11 protein-coding genes are annotated in these 17,266 nt (G+C 52.8%); 8 read left to right on the top strand and 3 right to left on the bottom strand.

Annotated elements, in window-relative coordinates:
• Positions 1-2,565, bottom strand: coding sequence for a transferrin-binding protein-like solute binding protein (locus tag BD293_RS20465; protein WP_142085493.1), 2,565 nt, complete (start codon positions 2,563-2,565; stop codon positions 1-3).
• Positions 2,566-3,103: 538 nt separating this feature from the next.
• Between BD293_RS20465 and BD293_RS20460 the strand changes: the two genes are divergently transcribed.
• Positions 3,104-4,099, top strand: a complete 996-nt coding sequence (locus BD293_RS20460; RefSeq protein WP_142085491.1) for a DUF4062 domain-containing protein — start codon at positions 3,104-3,106, stop codon at positions 4,097-4,099.
• Between the two features lie 282 nt (positions 4,100-4,381).
• Here the strand turns inward: BD293_RS20460 and BD293_RS20455 are convergent, their stop codons facing one another.
• Positions 4,382-5,329 carry a DMT family transporter gene (locus BD293_RS20455; protein WP_170207259.1) on the bottom strand — a complete coding sequence of 316 codons (948 nt, stop codon included), beginning with the start codon at positions 5,327-5,329 and terminating at the stop codon, positions 4,382-4,384.
• Between the two features lie 182 nt (positions 5,330-5,511).
• Here BD293_RS20455 and BD293_RS20450 point away from each other — a divergent pair, with 182 nt between their 5' ends.
• Positions 5,512-6,576: an exonuclease domain-containing protein gene (locus BD293_RS20450; RefSeq protein WP_142085489.1), complete on the top strand. Its 1,065-nt coding sequence runs from the start codon at positions 5,512-5,514 to the stop codon at positions 6,574-6,576.
• A gap of 24 nt (positions 6,577-6,600) precedes the next feature.
• Here the strand turns inward: BD293_RS20450 and BD293_RS20445 are convergent, their stop codons facing one another.
• The gene (locus BD293_RS20445; RefSeq protein WP_142085487.1) at positions 6,601-7,578 is read right to left on the bottom strand and encodes an IS5 family transposase; all 978 of its coding nucleotides are present in this window, start codon (positions 7,576-7,578) and stop codon (positions 6,601-6,603) included.
• A 684-nt stretch (positions 7,579-8,262) separates the two neighbouring features.
• Between BD293_RS20445 and BD293_RS20440 the strand changes: the two genes are divergently transcribed.
• From BD293_RS20440 to tnpB, 6 genes are all read left to right on the top strand, one after another.
• Positions 8,263-8,748, top strand: a complete 486-nt coding sequence (locus BD293_RS20440) for a hypothetical protein (protein ID WP_142085485.1) — start codon at positions 8,263-8,265, stop codon at positions 8,746-8,748.
• A 567-nt stretch (positions 8,749-9,315) separates the two neighbouring features.
• Entirely contained in the window at positions 9,316-13,428 is a 4,113-nt protein-coding gene (locus BD293_RS20435; RefSeq protein ID WP_246086423.1) for a beta strand repeat-containing protein, read from the top strand.
• A 62-nt stretch (positions 13,429-13,490) separates the two neighbouring features.
• Complete coding sequence (locus tag BD293_RS20430) at positions 13,491-14,081, top strand: peptidoglycan-binding domain-containing protein (protein ID WP_142085481.1); 591 nt, start codon at positions 13,491-13,493, stop codon at positions 14,079-14,081.
• 15 nt (positions 14,082-14,096) lie between these two features.
• The gene (locus BD293_RS20425; RefSeq protein WP_142085479.1) at positions 14,097-14,579 is read left to right on the top strand and encodes a hypothetical protein; all 483 of its coding nucleotides are present in this window, start codon (positions 14,097-14,099) and stop codon (positions 14,577-14,579) included.
• 625 nt (positions 14,580-15,204) lie between these two features.
• Positions 15,205-16,398 carry a glycosyltransferase family 4 protein gene (locus BD293_RS20420; protein ID WP_142085477.1) on the top strand — a complete coding sequence of 398 codons (1,194 nt, stop codon included), beginning with the start codon at positions 15,205-15,207 and terminating at the stop codon, positions 16,396-16,398.
• A 292-nt stretch (positions 16,399-16,690) separates the two neighbouring features.
• Positions 16,691-17,230, top strand: coding sequence for an IS66 family insertion sequence element accessory protein TnpB (gene tnpB, locus BD293_RS20415; protein ID WP_170207257.1), 540 nt, complete (start codon positions 16,691-16,693; stop codon positions 17,228-17,230).
• Positions 17,231-17,266 lie beyond the last annotated feature (36 nt).

Genomic DNA, 17,266 nt, shown 5'->3' with positions numbered 1-17,266 from the left:
TTACTGCTGAGCGCGGAAAATACCATTGGCACTGGACCCATCCATATGATCCAGTTGCCATCCTCCGCCGACTTCTTCGGCATTTGGTCCAGCAAAGCCACCGAAGATATTACCATCGCTCACGTCTGCACCGGAGAGCCCGCTTCTGAAGCTGTTTGGGTTATCACCGCTGCGGTTTATCGGAGCATCAAACGCTGCATCGGCCCATGACGCATTGTTCCCATCGCGCAGGTTCATTGAACCTGTAACACGGTCATTCCCGAAGTCTGCGCTAAGATTGATATCGCCCGTAACTCGACCATCCGCCATTCCATCACCCGCACCGGCGACAGACCCGCGATAAGATGCTCTTCCTGAGGCGGGCAGATTTGCGGTTGGCTCGTAGGCCAGCCAATTTTCGTCCATCTCCACCAGGTTTCTATCAACCGCAAGAGCTGCTGGGTCAATCGCACGATCCCATGTCCCCCAGTCCATATAGCTAAATGTGGCGGACGCATCATGATCACTTACAGCACTACTTCGAATTATTCCAACACCTTGGCCCCCAGCTGCTACGCCAGCTTGAGCGCCTAAACCGCCGCCGACGCCTGATTCTCCAGGGGTCCCGCCTATAGAGGGCGATCCTCCGTCTGCATCGCCTACGCCTGGTCCCCCGCCGACGCCATCGCCTACGCCTGGTCCCCCGCCGAAGGATGGCGAGTCTCCAGCATCCCCATCATTAGGAAACGTGAACCGCGGGGTCCACTCACCTTGTTCACCGACCACAATACCAGCAGCGGCGCCCTGGAAATCTGAAAACCAAAACGTCCCGCCAAATTCATTCGCTGTGGGTCCGAACAAGAGCACATTCACCTCGCCGATGGGCTCTGTTCCCAAAAGGTCGCGAATATCTGCGTTAAGGCTCCCTGACTGAAAATTTCCTTGAAGTGTCATATTGTAAAACAAAGTTCTGCTGTGTCGGTCATTCAGGCCATAACGGATAACCGGGAAAAATTCACCAATTACAGACCCAGACGAAAAATCTGCTTTGAGGTTAATATCGCCTGACACAGCATTGTGGTATACCGTTCCGGTCTCGCTAATTGCATAATCGCCGAATATGTTACCCGACCAAGATGCAGACCCAGTGCGATTTGCAAAATGATCACTTGGTGTGGCATCACCCATCACCCACCAGCGATGCTGGAAAGTATGTACTTCGCCGGTGCTAGTGTCAGTAATTTGTCGGCCCAAAGCGCGCGTCGCAGAATATGATAGATGACTCATTTCTGAAAATGGACCCGCGACAGTGAAATCGAAATTGCCATCATCAGATAATAATCTTACTCGATCGACTGAACGATTTCCGCTCGCTGACGACGTGAGAGTGAACGTTGAATTTAAGTTGCTCGCGACGCCTGAAATCGCGCCGCGTGATATTTGCGGTGGCGGTGGCGGGTTGAAGTCTGGTAGGTCAATTACAGGGACAGCGACATAGAAATTGTTGTCAATGCTCCACCTGTCCCTATCAGCCTCCCACACGCTCTTTACATTCCATGGAATTCCAAAGAAATATTTGATTTGATCATTATCTGATGCTACTGCGTCGTATCTGCGAGGCGCTCGATCTGACAAGCTAGTCCCGTTCCAGTTCAGTCTGTATTCACGGAAAAGATATTCGTTTTGAGCGTCATATGATAAATCATATTTTATGATCGCGGGATCAAAATACTGCTGTAGCAAAGCGTTCCGACCCGTTGCAGCTGCATTTAAGACGCTCTCTGTTGAAGTCAAAATTTTTGTTGGTTTTTCAAGAATTTGTTCAAGAAGACCTGCTCCTGACATATCGACTATAGTATCAATACCAAAATCCTTTAATGCTTTCGGCATTTCTTCAACCATCAAGCCCGCGACAAACATTAGCTTGTCACCCAGAGAGTCTGTTGTCGCAAACCTTGAAATATTATCACTTGTAACAAGTTTTTCTGTGACTGATTTAAGGGCTTTGTCAAAAATATCATCTGCCGAATCGTTACCAAGCGCAGCCTTCAATTTCAAAACAAATACTTGTGCTGCAACTGATAGATGCGTGTGGAAAATAGTTTCTGGTGTCCCTATTGCATAACTTATTGACCCTCCCGCTGGAAATGTCTGAGCAAAATAGGAACTTTCGTATGTTGCCTCCCTGGTATTGTTAAAAATACCTGATATGCTAGATGTCATATTTGAGCTATACGACCCTTCGTCAACAATCGCCCTGATATGACTAGGTCCTAGAAGGCCGAGGATAGCCCCTTGCGTCGACCCAAAATCGGCTTGAGTTCTTGGTGGAATTATAATCTGATCAACAACAGCGCCTGATGCGTCATGAATGTAGGCAATTACAGCTTCTCGCCTTTGTGTGTTAAAGACGATCTTTCCATTCTCGACGAACGCATTCACACCGCCTCCAGCAGTCACCGCCGCAAACTGAGCTCCAGTTTCGGTGCTTGATCGGAAGGCGATTTCGCTGTGAGACGAAGAAGGAGCAACGCTGATGTATAAAGATATACAGAAAACAAAAATTGGTTTGATCTTCAATTTCATTTCTTCCCCAAGACTTAATCCGACATTCCCCAAGCGGCATGCGATCTGAGGTCAAAATTGCCTAAATTAGGCCGTTGATCAAGCGTTTTTCTGCCTCCGTGCTGCGGGAGGTGGCGAACGTGCCCGGCGGCGGGCGGATCGGGCCGGGATCGGCGCCATACGCAGCGAGTGAGTGATGCTTGACGGTGGCAGAAGAAGGCTCGAGTGCGAGCGCACAATCGGGCAGGTAACCCTCCCTTCATTATTTGTGCCGCTACCGCGTTGGATTGACGCGACAAGCACCGAACTTGGTGAACGACCGGCAGCTTTGGCAGTATGCTGCAGATACAATGCCGCAAGATCACAGGCGGCTGTCCGCCCTCAGCGGACGGTCGCCCCCACTCTGAATGCTGCAGGTGCAGTGGGCAGCAGCCAGCCTCGGAGCAGTCATTGCAACGGCGCTCAAACCACCACATAAAGGGACTGTGCTTCTCAGGTGGCTCATTTGGGGAGCTCAGCGATTTCTTGATGGTTGATAAATACGGATACCCATAAATAGATGGAAAAAATTTTTCACGTATTCGTAAGTTCTACTTACAGCGATCTCATCGATGAACGAAAAAAGGTAAGCGAAGCAGTCGCGAAAGCGGGCTTTGTTGCAGAAGGTATGGAGATTTTTCCTGCGTCTAGCCAAAAGCAGATGGACTTCATCGAGAGAGTTATCGACCGCTGTGACTACTACATACTGATTGTTGCGGGACGGTATGGCTCAGTCTCAGAGGACGGCTTGAGTTATACCGAGAAGGAGTTTCGCTATGCAAAATCGAAAGGCATTCCGGTCCTCGCATTCTTGCGAGGCAAAGTAGATGAGTTACCGAAGGCAAAAACGGAATCTGATGCTGAAAACCAATTGAAGCTCGATAAGTTGGTCACCGATTTGAAGTCAAATGCACTGGTGGATTTTTGGTTGAACCCTGATGAGTTGTCCACAAAGGCTTTGGCGGCGCTAGCGCAAGCGCGTATCTCTCACGAAGGTGTTGGGTGGATTAGAGCCGATCAAGCGGCGGGGCTTGATGTTCTGAATGAGGTTAATGACCTACGCAAAGAGAATTCCGCGTTGAAAAAAGAGGTGGCGGAGAACCGAAGACCTGCGATTTTTGATGATATTCCTTTGGCAGGTTTAGATGAAGGCTATGAGTTCAAATATAAAAGAAAATGGGGCGGTAACCGTCAAAGCAGCGGAGTTGTGTCGCTTACATGGCGCGAAATTCTGGCTGCTGTCGGCGCAAGCTATCGTACGGCATCAAACACGTCTGGTCTCTCGTCAGGGCTACAGCGTGCTATCATTCGAAAATGCGATCTAGGCAACCATGTGTCGATTTCAGTCGATATGGAGGACAAGGAACGTATCCTGATGCAAATGGAAGCACTTGGGCTAATGACAGCAGGAACTTACAACCTAAAGGGAGGCGGCAGTGCTATCTTTCATAAATTGACGAATGAAGGAGTGGCCAGAATGCTTAGAGAAAACGTCGTAAAAACTTCTGTAGAGTAGGAGTTATTTTTCAGCCTCTAACTCTTGCCGTGACGCGCAATTCATAACCCACGCACCACTAACCGGGTATCAGAAAACCGCTAGGTCAACGACCTTTTTGTGTCTTGTCACCACGACTTTGCAAAGACCGCTTTCTGCCAACAGCCGCCGCTCGACGATGGCATGGCGACCGGCCGCTTTCATCAGAGGCTTCTGATGCCATACCGCAACATGGCAGGCGGCTGTAGCGCATTGCGTTGGATTATCCGTGAATGCTGCGCGACACGCGAGTGAGCTGAAACGTTAGAATGGAGGGGCCGCACGCTCTGTGATCAGCGCACGTGCAGTAACCCTTTCGCGGTGTATCATGTATAGTCCGGCGCTGATGATGATAGCGATGCCGGTTAGCGTAAGCGCATTGGGGAAATCGCTGAATACCCAGTAGCCCAATAAGGTTGCCACCGGCAGCTCAAGATATTGCAAAGGCGCCAGCGTAGCCGAGGGCGCCAGAGACAGCGCATAGGTCATCATCATATGGCTCATCGTGGCGAAAAACCCTACGCCCAGAAGCCACAACCACACAATTCCTTCCGGCCAGACAGGATCCAGAAACACCGATCCTGTGCCTTGGGCCAGCAAAATGAATGGCAGGCAGAGTAGACTGGCGATCAGGCCAGTGTGAAACTGTAATGCCACGGGATGGACACGACGCGACAGTCCTCTTGTCACAAGGATATAAAACGCGAAGGCAATCGCAGTGCCCAATGGAAATAACGCCACTGCGCCAAAGGCGACGAAGCTGGGCTGGATTACGAACAGGACCCCCACAAAACCCACAATTGCCGCTGCAACGCGGCGCGGACCAACATCTTCGCCTAAGTAGAATTTTCCCACCAGAAGCACGATAAACGGAGCGACAAACACGATTGCCAGGGCGTCAGCCAGAGGCATGACCCGGATCGCTGCAATGAAACAAAAGGTAGAGACCAACAAGAGAACCGCGCGCAGCAGCAGGGCAGGCAAATGCTTTCGCGGCACCCTCAAAGAAAGACCCATGACCCAGACAAAGGGTGCCATTAACATACATTGAATGATAAAGCGGGCGGCCGTGATCTGGCCCACTGGCACGCTGCTCGATGCCAGCTTGGCCGCAACGTCCAGTAAAGGGGCAGTCACACAGAAGCCCAACATCAACGCAACACCGGCTAGGATGCGATCGGTAGACGCAATTTCGGAAGCGGCACTGGTCATAAAATCCGCTTAGGGGCTCGCCCCGCCCGCGTCTATCCTGTTTGCGACCATCGGTTGCGTCAAAGGGCGTATCATCAAATCCGCTGGTCAGGTGGTTCGGAGTCAGTGCCCATGCCAAAAGAAATATGCGATGGACCAATCGAGGTTACTGACGCGGGTGCTGCCTCAAGCTATAGTGTCGTATGACCTTTGCATTCTACGATCTTGAGACCACTGGCATCTCACCCGCATTTGACCAGCCCCTGCAGTTTGCAGCCATTCTGACGGATGGTGAATTCAGGGAGATCGAGCGGGTCAATCTGCGCTGTCGCATAGCCCCTCACATTATCCCATCGCCCTGGGCGCTGGCAGTAACGGGGGTGCGCCCGGCCCAGCTGATCGACCCAAGTCTGCCGAGCCTTTTTGAGTTCACACAAGAGATTGCTGCGCTGATCGAACGATGGTCGCCTTCAACCTGGACTGGCTTCAACAGTATCCGCTTTGACGAGGAGATGCTGCGCCAGGCTTTTTATCAGAACCTGCAGGCCGATATTTTCGCCACCCAGTTCAATGGTAATACCCGATTTGATATCCTAACCGCGCTTTACGCGACCTGGCATAAACAACCTGACCTTCTCAAATGGCCCGTGGATGAAGCCGGCCGCGTGCGCTTCAAACTGGATATGGTCGCGCCCCAGAACGGCTTTACTGCACATAATGCGCATGACGCGCTTGGAGATGTCGAGGCGACACTCCATCTTGCAAAGTTGATCGCCGGGCGCGCGCCAGAATTATGGGCGGAGCTGTTGGGCAACTGTACTAAGTCAAAGGTTCAAACGCGGCTCGAGACATTCCAGCCGATGGCGTTGGTTGAGGGGTCACGCAGCGGAGGGCCGCGCGTCACTCATGGCTGCTTTTGTGGATATTCGAAGGGTAACCAGAATGAGGCTGCATTTTTCGATCTCGATGCCGCCGACCCGACAGAGCTGATTTGTGCCGATGATAACACGCTTTTGGCTGCGATCACTACTTCCCCCAAGGCGATTCAGACTGTCGCTGTGAACAAAGCCCCTGCACTGCTGGAAGTCAGCGACCTCAGCCCTTTGCAGATGCAGCGTGCAGAGGTCATCGCAAAAACGCCAGAATTTCGCGTAAGGGTCTCCCATGCGCTCGCAGCACGGTTTCCAAAAGATCCTGACACGTCCGCGCCACAGGTTGAAAAAAGAATATTCGAGGGGGCGTTGTTGCACGGACCTACGATGGTTTGAGTTTGCCCTTACCCGCTCATTTGGTCAAGCGACGACCTCGAACTTGGCACGGCCAAGTTCGGTCATCTTGTTCAGAATGTGGGTGCCGATCTTGGCTTCTGTTTTCTGGTTGGGAAAGCTGCGCGCTTTCAGTTTGGGGCCGATGACCATCTTCCAGCGACCCATTTGTGTTTCACCGCGGCTGCGCTGATTGTATCCGCTGCTCACCTGCCAGGCCATACGCCCGCCTGTGCGTATTGCGGCAATGCGCTGGTCGCGCAGCGTTGGATTGCCCACAGCCTCGGCGCTGAGAACCGCAGTCTTGGGAGGCGGAATAGTGATCTCGACATCAACCCCAAACAGCTTCACGAGCAAGTCGCTGGTCGGGTCGCCGTCATAGGCGCCGTCGGCGATGAAGCGTGTCACGTCCCCGTCAATCTGATCCAGAAGCTCTGGCAAGGCGGTCGGATCACCCACATCATCGGTGGTCAGTTCAGAGCAGGCAATTTCGCCGGTGACAAGGTCCAGCCCAAGATGCAGCTTGCGCCAGGATTTGCGTTTGGCCTTTGTTTTGTGCTTGTTTTCCAGCCACTCGCCTTCGCCAAATATCTTCAGGCCCGTGCTATCTACGACAAGATGAATCGGGCCATCCGTCGACGCGCGCGCTTTCATCGGCAAGATCAAACCGGCCCCGCGACGTGACAGGGTCGAGTAGTCGGGCACCAGCAAATCCAGCCCCATCAGCTTCACAAGGCTGCCTACAAACCCTTCGGTCTGGCGCAGCGGCTGGTTGTAAACGATGCCAAGTGTCAGGCAGGTCACAATAGACAGGTCAGAATAAACTGGCTGGCCACCCCGTGTCTTGCGGCGCTCTGCACGCCATGCAGCTTCAACCTCGGGGCTTAGCCAAATTGTTACATCGCCCCGCCGACGCAGGCTTTCGTTATAGTCAGCCCAGTTCGTAATGCGGTACCGCTTCTTCTCGAATTTGTGCCGGCGGCCGTCATTGAATTTATGCGGCATCAACGCTATCCAATCGATCAGGGAAACGGCCTCCTAACAGAAACCGTAGGGTCCATGCAACAACGCCGTTTCAAGCGCACCAATAATATTAAAAGATTCGATAAAGATAATTTAATAACTAAAGATATTACTCAACGACTTATGGGCAAAAGATAACTTCAAGCTTGCGTGATAATCAAATCTGATAATGCGGCTCTTGCGCCACGGTTAGTGGTCCTTGATGCTGAGCAGTTCAAAATTGGCAAAACAGCAAAAGCTGTGTGTACAGGTTCGGGCGAAATCCGTGTGAGGCGGTTGAAAGTTTGTGACGGTTTTGTGCATGCGCATGATGGAGCGCGCATATGAGTTTCGGGGGCGAGTGCTTAATCGTCAGAGTGTATCTGGTAGTGATGAAGTTTTAATGAAACGCGAAGATTAAGAAGCATGAAGCGGTGGCGAGGTGAAGCTATGACGATGAAAATTAAAACAGCAAAATCAATCCTCTAGCTAATTGAGATTAATCCACCCTAAGGGGGTTTAAGAATCGTATGGGCGAGACATTATATTGTGATCGGTTAACCAAGACATGGTGTGATTTCCAAATGTTTTGTTGCGATTGAACAAAAAGACTCCCCTCAAGCGAAATTGGTAAATTGGTCAAGTGTGGACCAGCGCTTGATCTAAATGAAAAGACGCGAAGTAATAATGAATATTCCGGCAATAGAAACTTTGGGCAACCGACGGCGCACAAGAAGCGTATTGGCTTTTGTCGTAGCATGCGCTCTGGCCTCTCATGCGGGTGCGACAAAGTTTGACAATGCTTCAGCAGACCGTGGGCATTCGCTGAACAGCCAAGAGCGCGCGCCCCAGGTCGAAATTGTCGCGCGCACATCCAATCGTGGATTTTTTGGCATTAGGTCTGACATATCCACCGAAACAGATAACGGTCTTGTATCGACCACTGGTATTGCGCAAGGCGGATACGGCTTTCGCGGCAAACCCGACATCACGAAGCTGGCGGATTTCGCAATTGTTTCCATGGGAACAGAGTCCATGGAGCGTACGAAACCTGTGTCTGAGCGTTGTCACGCGACACACGACAGCACAAAGAATTCGATGACGGGGCGGCATGTCATCGTCTTGGTCGCTGACTGTCCGCCGCACACGCGCTCCGGCGTGGACGGCTCGTAAGATTCAGGAAAACAAAAAGCCATAGTGCGGCTGCAATCGAGGAAACAGGCAATGAACAACAAGACAAGTTTCGAGATCATGCAAGAGCGGGATTATCGCGGTGGTCGGATATTCAAACGCAACAAACACGTTTTGACATCACCGGCCTTTTGTTCGGTAATCGCGCTTTCGGTGGCGATTGGCGGAGCATTGCCTGCGTTTGCTCAGGTAAACATTGGAGTGAACAACACCACCGGTTCCACTACAGCGGTGGCGATAGGTAGAAATAATGCAGCGCAGCAGGATAATACGACGGCGATTGGTCGCGATAATAGTGTTACATCGAACAGCTCGACGGCGGTTGGGGTCGGTAACACAGTGTCCGGAGATTTCTCGGCGACGTTTGGTCGGCGCAACGACGTGTCGGGTAGGCTCTCGACGGCGATTGGGGCCAATTCTACCGTGACTGGGGACAACTCTGCAGCTTTTGGCAACCAGGTTAACGTTGCGCATAATTTTTCTACAGCTATTGGGTTCGGAGCAGCTACAACCGATGATAACCAGATCGTTCTCGGCACCAGCGCAGACATGATCACCGCTGCGGGCGTTCTCGCTGCCGGTGGCGACGAAATCGATGGTCAGGACGTCCTGCAGGTCGGAACCAGCGCAGAACGCTTGGTTGTCGTCGATGCAGATGGCAATCTCAAATCGGTGGACACAATATCCTTCGACACACTGGATGTCGGTGATCTCGAAGTTGACGGCACACTGGATGTGGCGGGTGTTGCGACTTTCGAGGATGACGTGAATGTCTCGGGCAATCTGGCTGTCTCCGGCGATACCGCGCTGAACGGTGATCTGGATGTGGCGGGTGTTGCGACTTTCGAGGATGACGTGAATGTCTCGGGCAATCTGGCTGTCTCCGGCGATACCGCGCTGAACGGTGATCTGGATGTGGCGGGTGTTGCGACTTTCGAGGATGACGTGAATGTCTCGGGCAATCTGGCTGTCTCCGGCGATACCGCGCTGAATGGTGATCTGGATGTGGCGGGTGTTGCGACTTTCGAGGATGACGTGAATGTCTCGGGCAATCTGGCTGTCTCCGGCGATACCGCGCTGAACGGTGATCTGGATGTGGCGGGTGTTGCGACTTTCGAGGATGACGTGAATGTCTCGGGCAATCTGGCTGTCTCCGGCGATACCGCGCTGAACGGTGATCTGGATGTGGCGGGTGTTGCGACTTTCGAGGATGACGTGAATGTCTCGGGCAATCTGGCTGTCTCCGGCGATACCGCGCTGAACGGTGATCTGGATGTGGCGGGTGTTGCGACTTTCGAGGATGACGTGAATGTCTCGGGCAATCTGGCTGTCTCCGGCGATACCGCGCTGAACGGTGATCTGGATGTGGCGGGTGTTGCGACTTTCGAGGATGACGTGAATGTCTCGGGCAATCTGGCTGTCTCCGGCGATACCGCGCTGAACGGTGATCTGGATGTGGCGGGTGTTGCGACTTTCGAGGATGACGTGAATGTCTCGGGCAATCTGGCTGTCTCCGGCGATACCGCGCTGAACGGTGATCTGGATGTGGCGGGTGTTGCGACTTTCGAGGATGACGTGAATGTCTCGGGCAATCTGGCTGTCTCCGGCGATACCGCGCTGAACGGTGATCTGGATGTGGCGGGTGTTGCGACTTTCGAGGATGACGTGAATGTCTCGGGCAATCTGGCTGTCTCCGGCGATACCGCGCTGAACGGTGATCTGGATGTGGCGGGTGTTGCGACTTTCGAGGATGACGTGAATGTCTCGGGCAACCTGGCTGTCTCCGGCGATACCGCGCTGAATGGCGATCTGGATGCGGCGGGTGTTGCGACTTTCGAGGATGACGTGAATGTCTCGGGCAATCTGGCTGTCTCCGGCGATACCGCGCTGAACGGTGATCTGGATGTGGCGGGTGTTGCGACTTTCGAGGATGACGTGAATGTCTCGGGCAACCTGGCTGTCTCCGGCGATACCGCGCTGAACGGTGATCTGGATGTGGCGGGTGTTGCGACTTTCGAGGATGACGTGAATGTCTCGGGCAATCTGGCTGTCTCCGGCGATACCGCGCTGAACGGTGATCTGGATGTGGCGGGTGTTGCGACTTTCGAGGATGACGTGAATGTCTCGGGCAATCTGGCTGTCTCCGGCGATACCGCGCTGAACGGTGATCTGGATGTGGCGGGTGTTGCGACTTTCGAGGATGACGTGAATGTCTCGGGCAATCTGGCTGTCTCCGGCGATACCGCGCTGAACGGTGATCTGGATGTGGCGGGTGTTGCGACTTTCGAGGATGACGTGAATGTCTCGGGCAATCTGGCTGTCTCCGGCGATACCGCGCTGAATGGTGATCTGGATGTGGCGGGTGTTGCGACTTTCGAGGATGACGTGAATGTCTCGGGCAATCTGGCTGTCTCCGGCGATACCGCGCTGAATGGCGATCTGGATGTGGCGGGTGTTGCGACTTTCGAGGATGACGTGAATGTCTCGGGCAATCTGGCTGTCTCCGGCGATACCGCGCTGAACGGTGATCTGGATGTGGCGGGTGTTGCGACTTTCGAGGATGACGTGAATGTCTCGGGCAACCTGGCTGTCTCCGGCGATACCGCGCTGAACGGTGATCTGGATGTGGCGGGTGTTGCGACTTTCGAGGATGACGTGAATGTCTCGGGCAATCTGGCTGTCTCCGGCGATACCGCGCTGAACGGTGATCTGGATGTGGCGGGTGTTGCGACTTTCGAGGATGACGTGAATGTCTCGGGCAATCTGGCTGTCTCCGGCGATACCGCGCTGAACGGTGATCTGGATGTGGCGGGTGTTGCGACTTTCGAGGATGACGTGAATGTCTCGGGCAATCTGGCTGTCTCCGGCGATACCGCGCTGAACGGTGATCTGGATGTGGCGGGTGTTGCGACTTTCGAGGATGACGTGAATGTCTCGGGCAATCTGGCTGTCTCCGGCGATACCGCGCTGAATGGCGATCTGGATGTGGCGGGTGTTGCGACTTTCGAGGATGACGTGAATGTCTCGGGCAACCTGGCTGTCTCCGGCGATACCGCGCTGAATGGTGATCTGGATGTGGCGGGTGTTGCGACTTTCGAGGATGACGTGAATGTCTCGGGCAATCTGGCTGTCTCCGGCGATACCGCGCTGAACGGTGATCTGGATGTGGCGGGTGTTGCGACTTTCGAGGATGACGTGAATGTCTCGGGCAACCTGGCTGTCTCCGGCGATACCGCGCTGAATGGTGATCTGGATGTGGCGGGTGTTGCGACTTTCGAGGATGACGTGAATGTCTCGGGCAATCTGGCTGTCTCCGGCGATACCGCGCTGAACGGTGATCTGGATGTGGCGGGTGTTGCGACTTTCGAGGATGACGTGAATGTCTCGGGCAATCTGGCTGTCTCCGGCGATACCGCGCTGAACGGTGATCTGGATGTGGCGGGTGTTGCGACTTTCGAGGATGACGTGAATGTCTCGGGCAATCTGGCTGTCTCCGGCGATACCGCGCTGAACGGTGATCTGGATGTGGCGGGTGTTGCGACTTTCGAGGATGACGTGAATGTCTCGGGCAATCTGGCTGTCTCCGGCGATACCGCGCTGAACGGTGATCTGGATGTGGCGGGTGTTGCGACTTTCGAGGATGACGTGAATGTCTCGGGCAATCTGGCTGTCTCCGGCGATACCGCGCTGAACGGTGATCTGGATGTGGCGGGTGTTGCGACTTTCGAGGATGACGTGAATGTCTCGGGCAATCTGGCTGTCTCCGGCGATACCGCGCTGAACGGTGATCTGGATGTGGCGGGTGTTGCGACTTTCGAGGATGACGTGAATGTCTCGGGCAATCTGGCTGTCTCCGGCGCGACGCAGCTGAACGACACGCTGACAGTTGAAGGCGCGACGGAGCTGAACGACACGCTGAATGTGAGCGGTGTTGCAACGTTCCAGGACAATGTTGATGTCTCTGGCGCGCTGGAAGTTGATGGCGCGACGCAGCTGAACGACACGCTGAATGTTGCGGGCGACACGACGCTGCAGAGCAATCTTGGAGTATCTGGGAACAGTGTTTTCCAAGGGACAGTTGACATTACCAACAGGCTGACAGTTGAAGTTGGCGAAACCTTGCTGAACGTCAACGGAACTGGAATGAACCTTGTTGTTGATGACGGTGCCGGAAACGCTTCTATGCTTGAAGTCACATCGACACGTGTGGAGCTTCAGCAAAACGGCTCTGGGATGGTATCACAGGGGGGAACCACAACAGTTACAGGTACAACCGAGACCGTCGTGACTGGTGGGACGACCAATATGTCGCTGACCAATGGTGGTGTGAACTTCTCGGGTGCTGGCGGCGCGCCAGTCAGACTGTCCGGCGTCGCGGATGGTGTTGATGACTTCGACGCTGTGAACGTTCGTCAATTGGGGGCCTTGGAAGGGAAGCTGAGCAGTGCCATTGCAGGTACGATGGCAATGACACAGCTTCCACAGCTCCAGCGCAACGACAACTACTCATTCGGGATGGCTGTTGGTGCCTATAATGGCCAGGCCGCATTTGCATTGGGTGGTAGCGCGCGGATTGGCGATGACTTCTTGCTGAATGGTGCCCTTCAATACTCCGGAACAGGTGGACTTGGGGCTGCGGTTGGTATGGGTTGGTCTTGGTAATCAAACCCGCTTATGTTAAAGAATGTCGGCTGCGGTGCAGCCGACATTTTCTTGGGTGATACATGATCCGAATACTATCGCTAACCGCAGCTACTTTTGTGCTTTTCACGGTTCAAGCCATTGGACAGACACCCGGTCAACCTGTGAATATAAGAAATGCGGGTGCCTTTACCTGTCAGGAGTTTCAACCCGTCGTCAGGCATGAACAACGGCAATTGGAGAAGACTGCTTTCCTGCAATGGACCGCAGCCTACGCAACTGCGGCCGCGCGTTCCAATTCGCTCATAGACGTTTTTCCGATTGGTGACACTTGGGAATTGTTGGCAATGGTCAACTTCATCTGTGACGAAAACAATACTGTAAAATTCGAAACAGCTTTGCTGGAGGCAATTGGTCGCCTTCGCCCCTTCTGGGTCAGAAACTCTCCTGCTGTAACAACATTGGAAGATCCCAACGGTCGATCGGTGCAGTTCTATAGCGAAGCCAGTACAGCATTGCAGACAGCGCTCAATCGGTTTGGCGCGGGGCTACAGGTTGATGGCGCATTCGGGAACCAGACAGCCAACGCAATCCGTGCAATAAATCAAAGACGCGGAGCGCAACCGTGGCTGACACCTGACGGAGAGCTTCTTTATCTTTTAACACGCCCCTAAAAATAGGCTCACAAAGTGCTCATTGAACTATTCAACAGCAACCCTACTCTCTTTGTTCTATCAATCCTTATCGCGGTCATGTCCGCTGTCGCTTTTTTTGGCTTATTGCGGTCGGACCGTCTCGTTATAGTCAGCCTCTTGGCTTTGATTCTTCTGCAAGCAGTTTTCCTGAGCGTGTTCTGGTCGAGAAAAGCGGATGATCAGATAGCGTTATCGAGCTATGTAAAAACAATACTTGATGTTTCGGGACTACCGACCGAGATCGAAGACGGGCTTATTTTGAACGATATCCGCTGGAATGGCCTGCATCTGGCGAATTTATATAGCGTCCGTGACGTGAGCCTGATTCCAGACAGGTCGTTCGTGGTGTCCTCGTCTTGTAGCGGCGCGCGGCGTGTCAGTTTCCTGGCTCTCGGGGGGGTTCTCGAACATCAATACTTGATCGATGACAGGGTTGTTGAAACTTTTCAAGTATCGGCGAAAAGCTGCTTCCAATGACGGAGGTGGATAACGCGCCTCTTGTTCCGGTCGTCTGTGTTCTAGGAGCATGGTCATCTGGGACGACCGCCGTGACAGGATACCTTACTCGAGTAGGGGGATACAGTTGCCCACCGCATGTGCAGACAAATGATCCAAGAACTCCAAATAGTCACGAGCCTGTGGATTTCGCTATTGAGCTCCGAAAAGTCATTGGTGGATTGACGTTAAAGCAACATGGAGATCGCGAAGCATTCTGTAATTGGTTGAGGTCATGGTTGAATGAACGATCAATAGAAGCCAGGGCGTCTGGAGCATCGCATATTGTTCTCAAGCACCCGCTGTCAGCATACCTGATCAAAGAGATAAATGCCGTTTGCAACCCCGATTTTCTGGTTGTGACACGACCCTTCATTAAAATCGAGGAGACGCGCAAGCGACGGAAGTGGTACCCTAGCTATGGGGCAGCGGGCGCGCAGAAACTTTACTCGACAATTTTTTCAAGCTTGATTGAGATAGAAGCTTCTTACAGTACAGTATCATTCAGAGATTTCACAACATCCTTACCGCGCCGCAGAACGATTCTTAAAGCGCTCGGGATTTCAGGAACGCACGCGCAGTGCCACGCCGCTGAAAGCTGGCTGAAATGAAAATAGTTTTTTTGTCGTTCAAGTCTCTCATAGATCGAGATAGCGGTGCGGCGCTGGAGTTAAAGACAGTAATGGAGTTTTTAGCGGCGAACGGTGATACTTGTTCAAGCTACTGCATAAACTGTTACGATGTAGGTGAGAACTATACTCATGACGAAGAAATTAGAAAAGGCTCAAGCCAGAAAGTTTTGCCTGGGCAAGTTTTCAAGTATATCAGTAAAGGTATCTCGCATCACCTGTATGTTGGAGTAAGTAAAGATACCAGAAATCTGACCTCTGATGACCTTCGGAACTATATCAAGTTGACCAAGGCTTACTTGGATCAGGAGAAGCCAGATCTTGTTATCTTTTTTGGTTCTAAAGAGATGATGCCGATCCTGGAAACAGCGTATGCGATTGGGGCGAAGATTGCTTTCTACCTCGGGAGTGCGGCCCTTGTTGAGTCTCACAAACCTCTGATCGAAATATCTGACCATCTGGTGGTCCCATCAAAATTTATTGGTGATCATTATCAGAGAATGTTTGGTAAGCTTTGTGTTAAAATAAACACTTCTCTGCCATTCACGCCGGTAAGTTTTGGTGACATAGACTATACGACACGGCAAAATTATGGGTTTGTTACCTTGGTAAACCCTACGCCCGACAAGGGCGGCCACATTTTTATGGCCATGTCGCAAAGGTTCAAAAACGAGAATCGACTGTTCCTATGTATTGAGAGTCGCGGTAAGAGAAGCTTCTGGAGAAAGAGTGGCATTAAAGTGGATCACTTTGAGAACCTGCTCTGGGCTCCTTGGCAAAGCGATATTCGAAAGTTGCTTAGGCGTTCCGCGCTTTTGGTTATGCCATCGTTGGTGAACGAAGCTGCGGGTAAAGTAATTTCTGAGGCTATGGCCTTGGGCGTTCCGTGTCTCGGATATGATGTCGGCGGGATCAAGGAGCAGATCGGACTTGGCGGGCGGACTCTTCGCTTTGATTCTGTCTTGGCGTCAGACAAGGTTACCGGCAGCTACACCTCGCGGGTTCCCAAGGGCCCTATAGACGACTGGGAAAAAGAGATACGCGATATATTGTCCGATAAGGAAGAATATGAAAACCTAAGCAAGGCAGCGCTGACTGAAGCGAACAGATTTCTGATCGAGAGAACAGCTATGACTTGGCGAGAACTCGGGACACCAAGCTCCAATCTCTGATGTTGGGCGCGCAATTTTGATCGTAGACCGAGTTGTCCGGCAACGTGCGCATTCCATCACGCGTCGGCATTCGACGAAACGTCAAGAACTGGTTTCATTTTGCCATGCCAAAACATTCCGTATTTCCGGGCAATACTTAAGGAATCGCGCGTGTGCGGCGGGTGGTAAGCACCGGATCTGGTGCGCGCCAAAGCTTTTTACATGAAAATCGGTTTGAGTTGCGAACTGACGGTAAGCATTCGCCGAGGGCCGTCTGGCTTGGTCAATGTTTGATCGATTATCGAGTGTCCTTATGGACGCACACGATAACACCCCCCGCATTCAAGTTTTGTCGGTTTCTGACACTGGCCGTCGCCGCCGTTGGACGGATGATGAGAAGATCCGGATCGTTGAGGAAAGCCATTGCGACGGCGTGACATTGGCCGAGGTAGCGCGGCGCCATGATATCTCGCGGTCGATGCTCTACGATTGGCGCTATCGGCACAAGTATGGGATGCTTGGATGCGCCGCGCACTTCATGCGCCTTGTTCCCCAGGAGGATGGGCCATCTTCTGAAGGTCTGCCCCCTGTGCCTCCGTCGCAACCGCCCGTGACACATGGTGGAGAAATCTTCTGCTTCCGGGGCCGCAAAGGTGATCTGGTGAAACTTTTGTGGCATGATGGCGTCGGTATGTCGCTGTATGTGAAACGCCTCGAGGCAGGTAAGTTCATCTGGCCTGTGAGCCAGGACGGAACCGCGGTGGCGATATCATCAGCCCAGCTTGGTTATCTTCTGGAGGGCATAGACTGGAGAAATCCACGCTGGACGCAGAGGCCCAAAACGGCTGGATAATCTGCGATGAAACGCCTGTTTTTATTGGCCTTTCTT

Source organism: Roseinatronobacter monicus (assembly GCF_006716865.1).
GTDB classification, from domain to species: Bacteria; Pseudomonadota; Alphaproteobacteria; order Rhodobacterales; family Rhodobacteraceae; genus Roseinatronobacter; species Roseinatronobacter monicus.
The sequence above is the reverse complement of the archived record's forward strand: the minus strand, read 5'-3'. Positions and strand labels throughout refer to the sequence as shown.

Coding starts and splice junctions, on each gene's coding strand:
- BD293_RS20460 (WP_142085491.1), top strand. CDS start 3,104: ATGGAAAAAATTTTTCACGTATTCGTAAGTTCTACTTACAGCGATCTC.
- BD293_RS20465 (WP_142085493.1), bottom strand. CDS start 2,565: ATGAAATTGAAGATCAAACCAATTTTTGTTTTCTGTATATCTTTATAC.
- BD293_RS20430 (WP_142085481.1), top strand. CDS start 13,491: ATGATCCGAATACTATCGCTAACCGCAGCTACTTTTGTGCTTTTCACG.
- BD293_RS20455 (WP_170207259.1), bottom strand. CDS start 5,329: ATGACCAGTGCCGCTTCCGAAATTGCGTCTACCGATCGCATCCTAGCC.
- BD293_RS20435 (WP_246086423.1), top strand. CDS start 9,316: ATGATCACCGCTGCGGGCGTTCTCGCTGCCGGTGGCGACGAAATCGAT.
- BD293_RS20420 (WP_142085477.1), top strand. CDS start 15,205: ATGAAAATAGTTTTTTTGTCGTTCAAGTCTCTCATAGATCGAGATAGC.
- BD293_RS20445 (WP_142085487.1), bottom strand. CDS start 7,578: ATGCCGCATAAATTCAATGACGGCCGCCGGCACAAATTCGAGAAGAAG.
- tnpB (WP_170207257.1), top strand. CDS start 16,691: ATGGACGCACACGATAACACCCCCCGCATTCAAGTTTTGTCGGTTTCT.
- BD293_RS20450 (WP_142085489.1), top strand. CDS start 5,512: ATGACCTTTGCATTCTACGATCTTGAGACCACTGGCATCTCACCCGCA.
- BD293_RS20440 (WP_142085485.1), top strand. CDS start 8,263: ATGAATATTCCGGCAATAGAAACTTTGGGCAACCGACGGCGCACAAGA.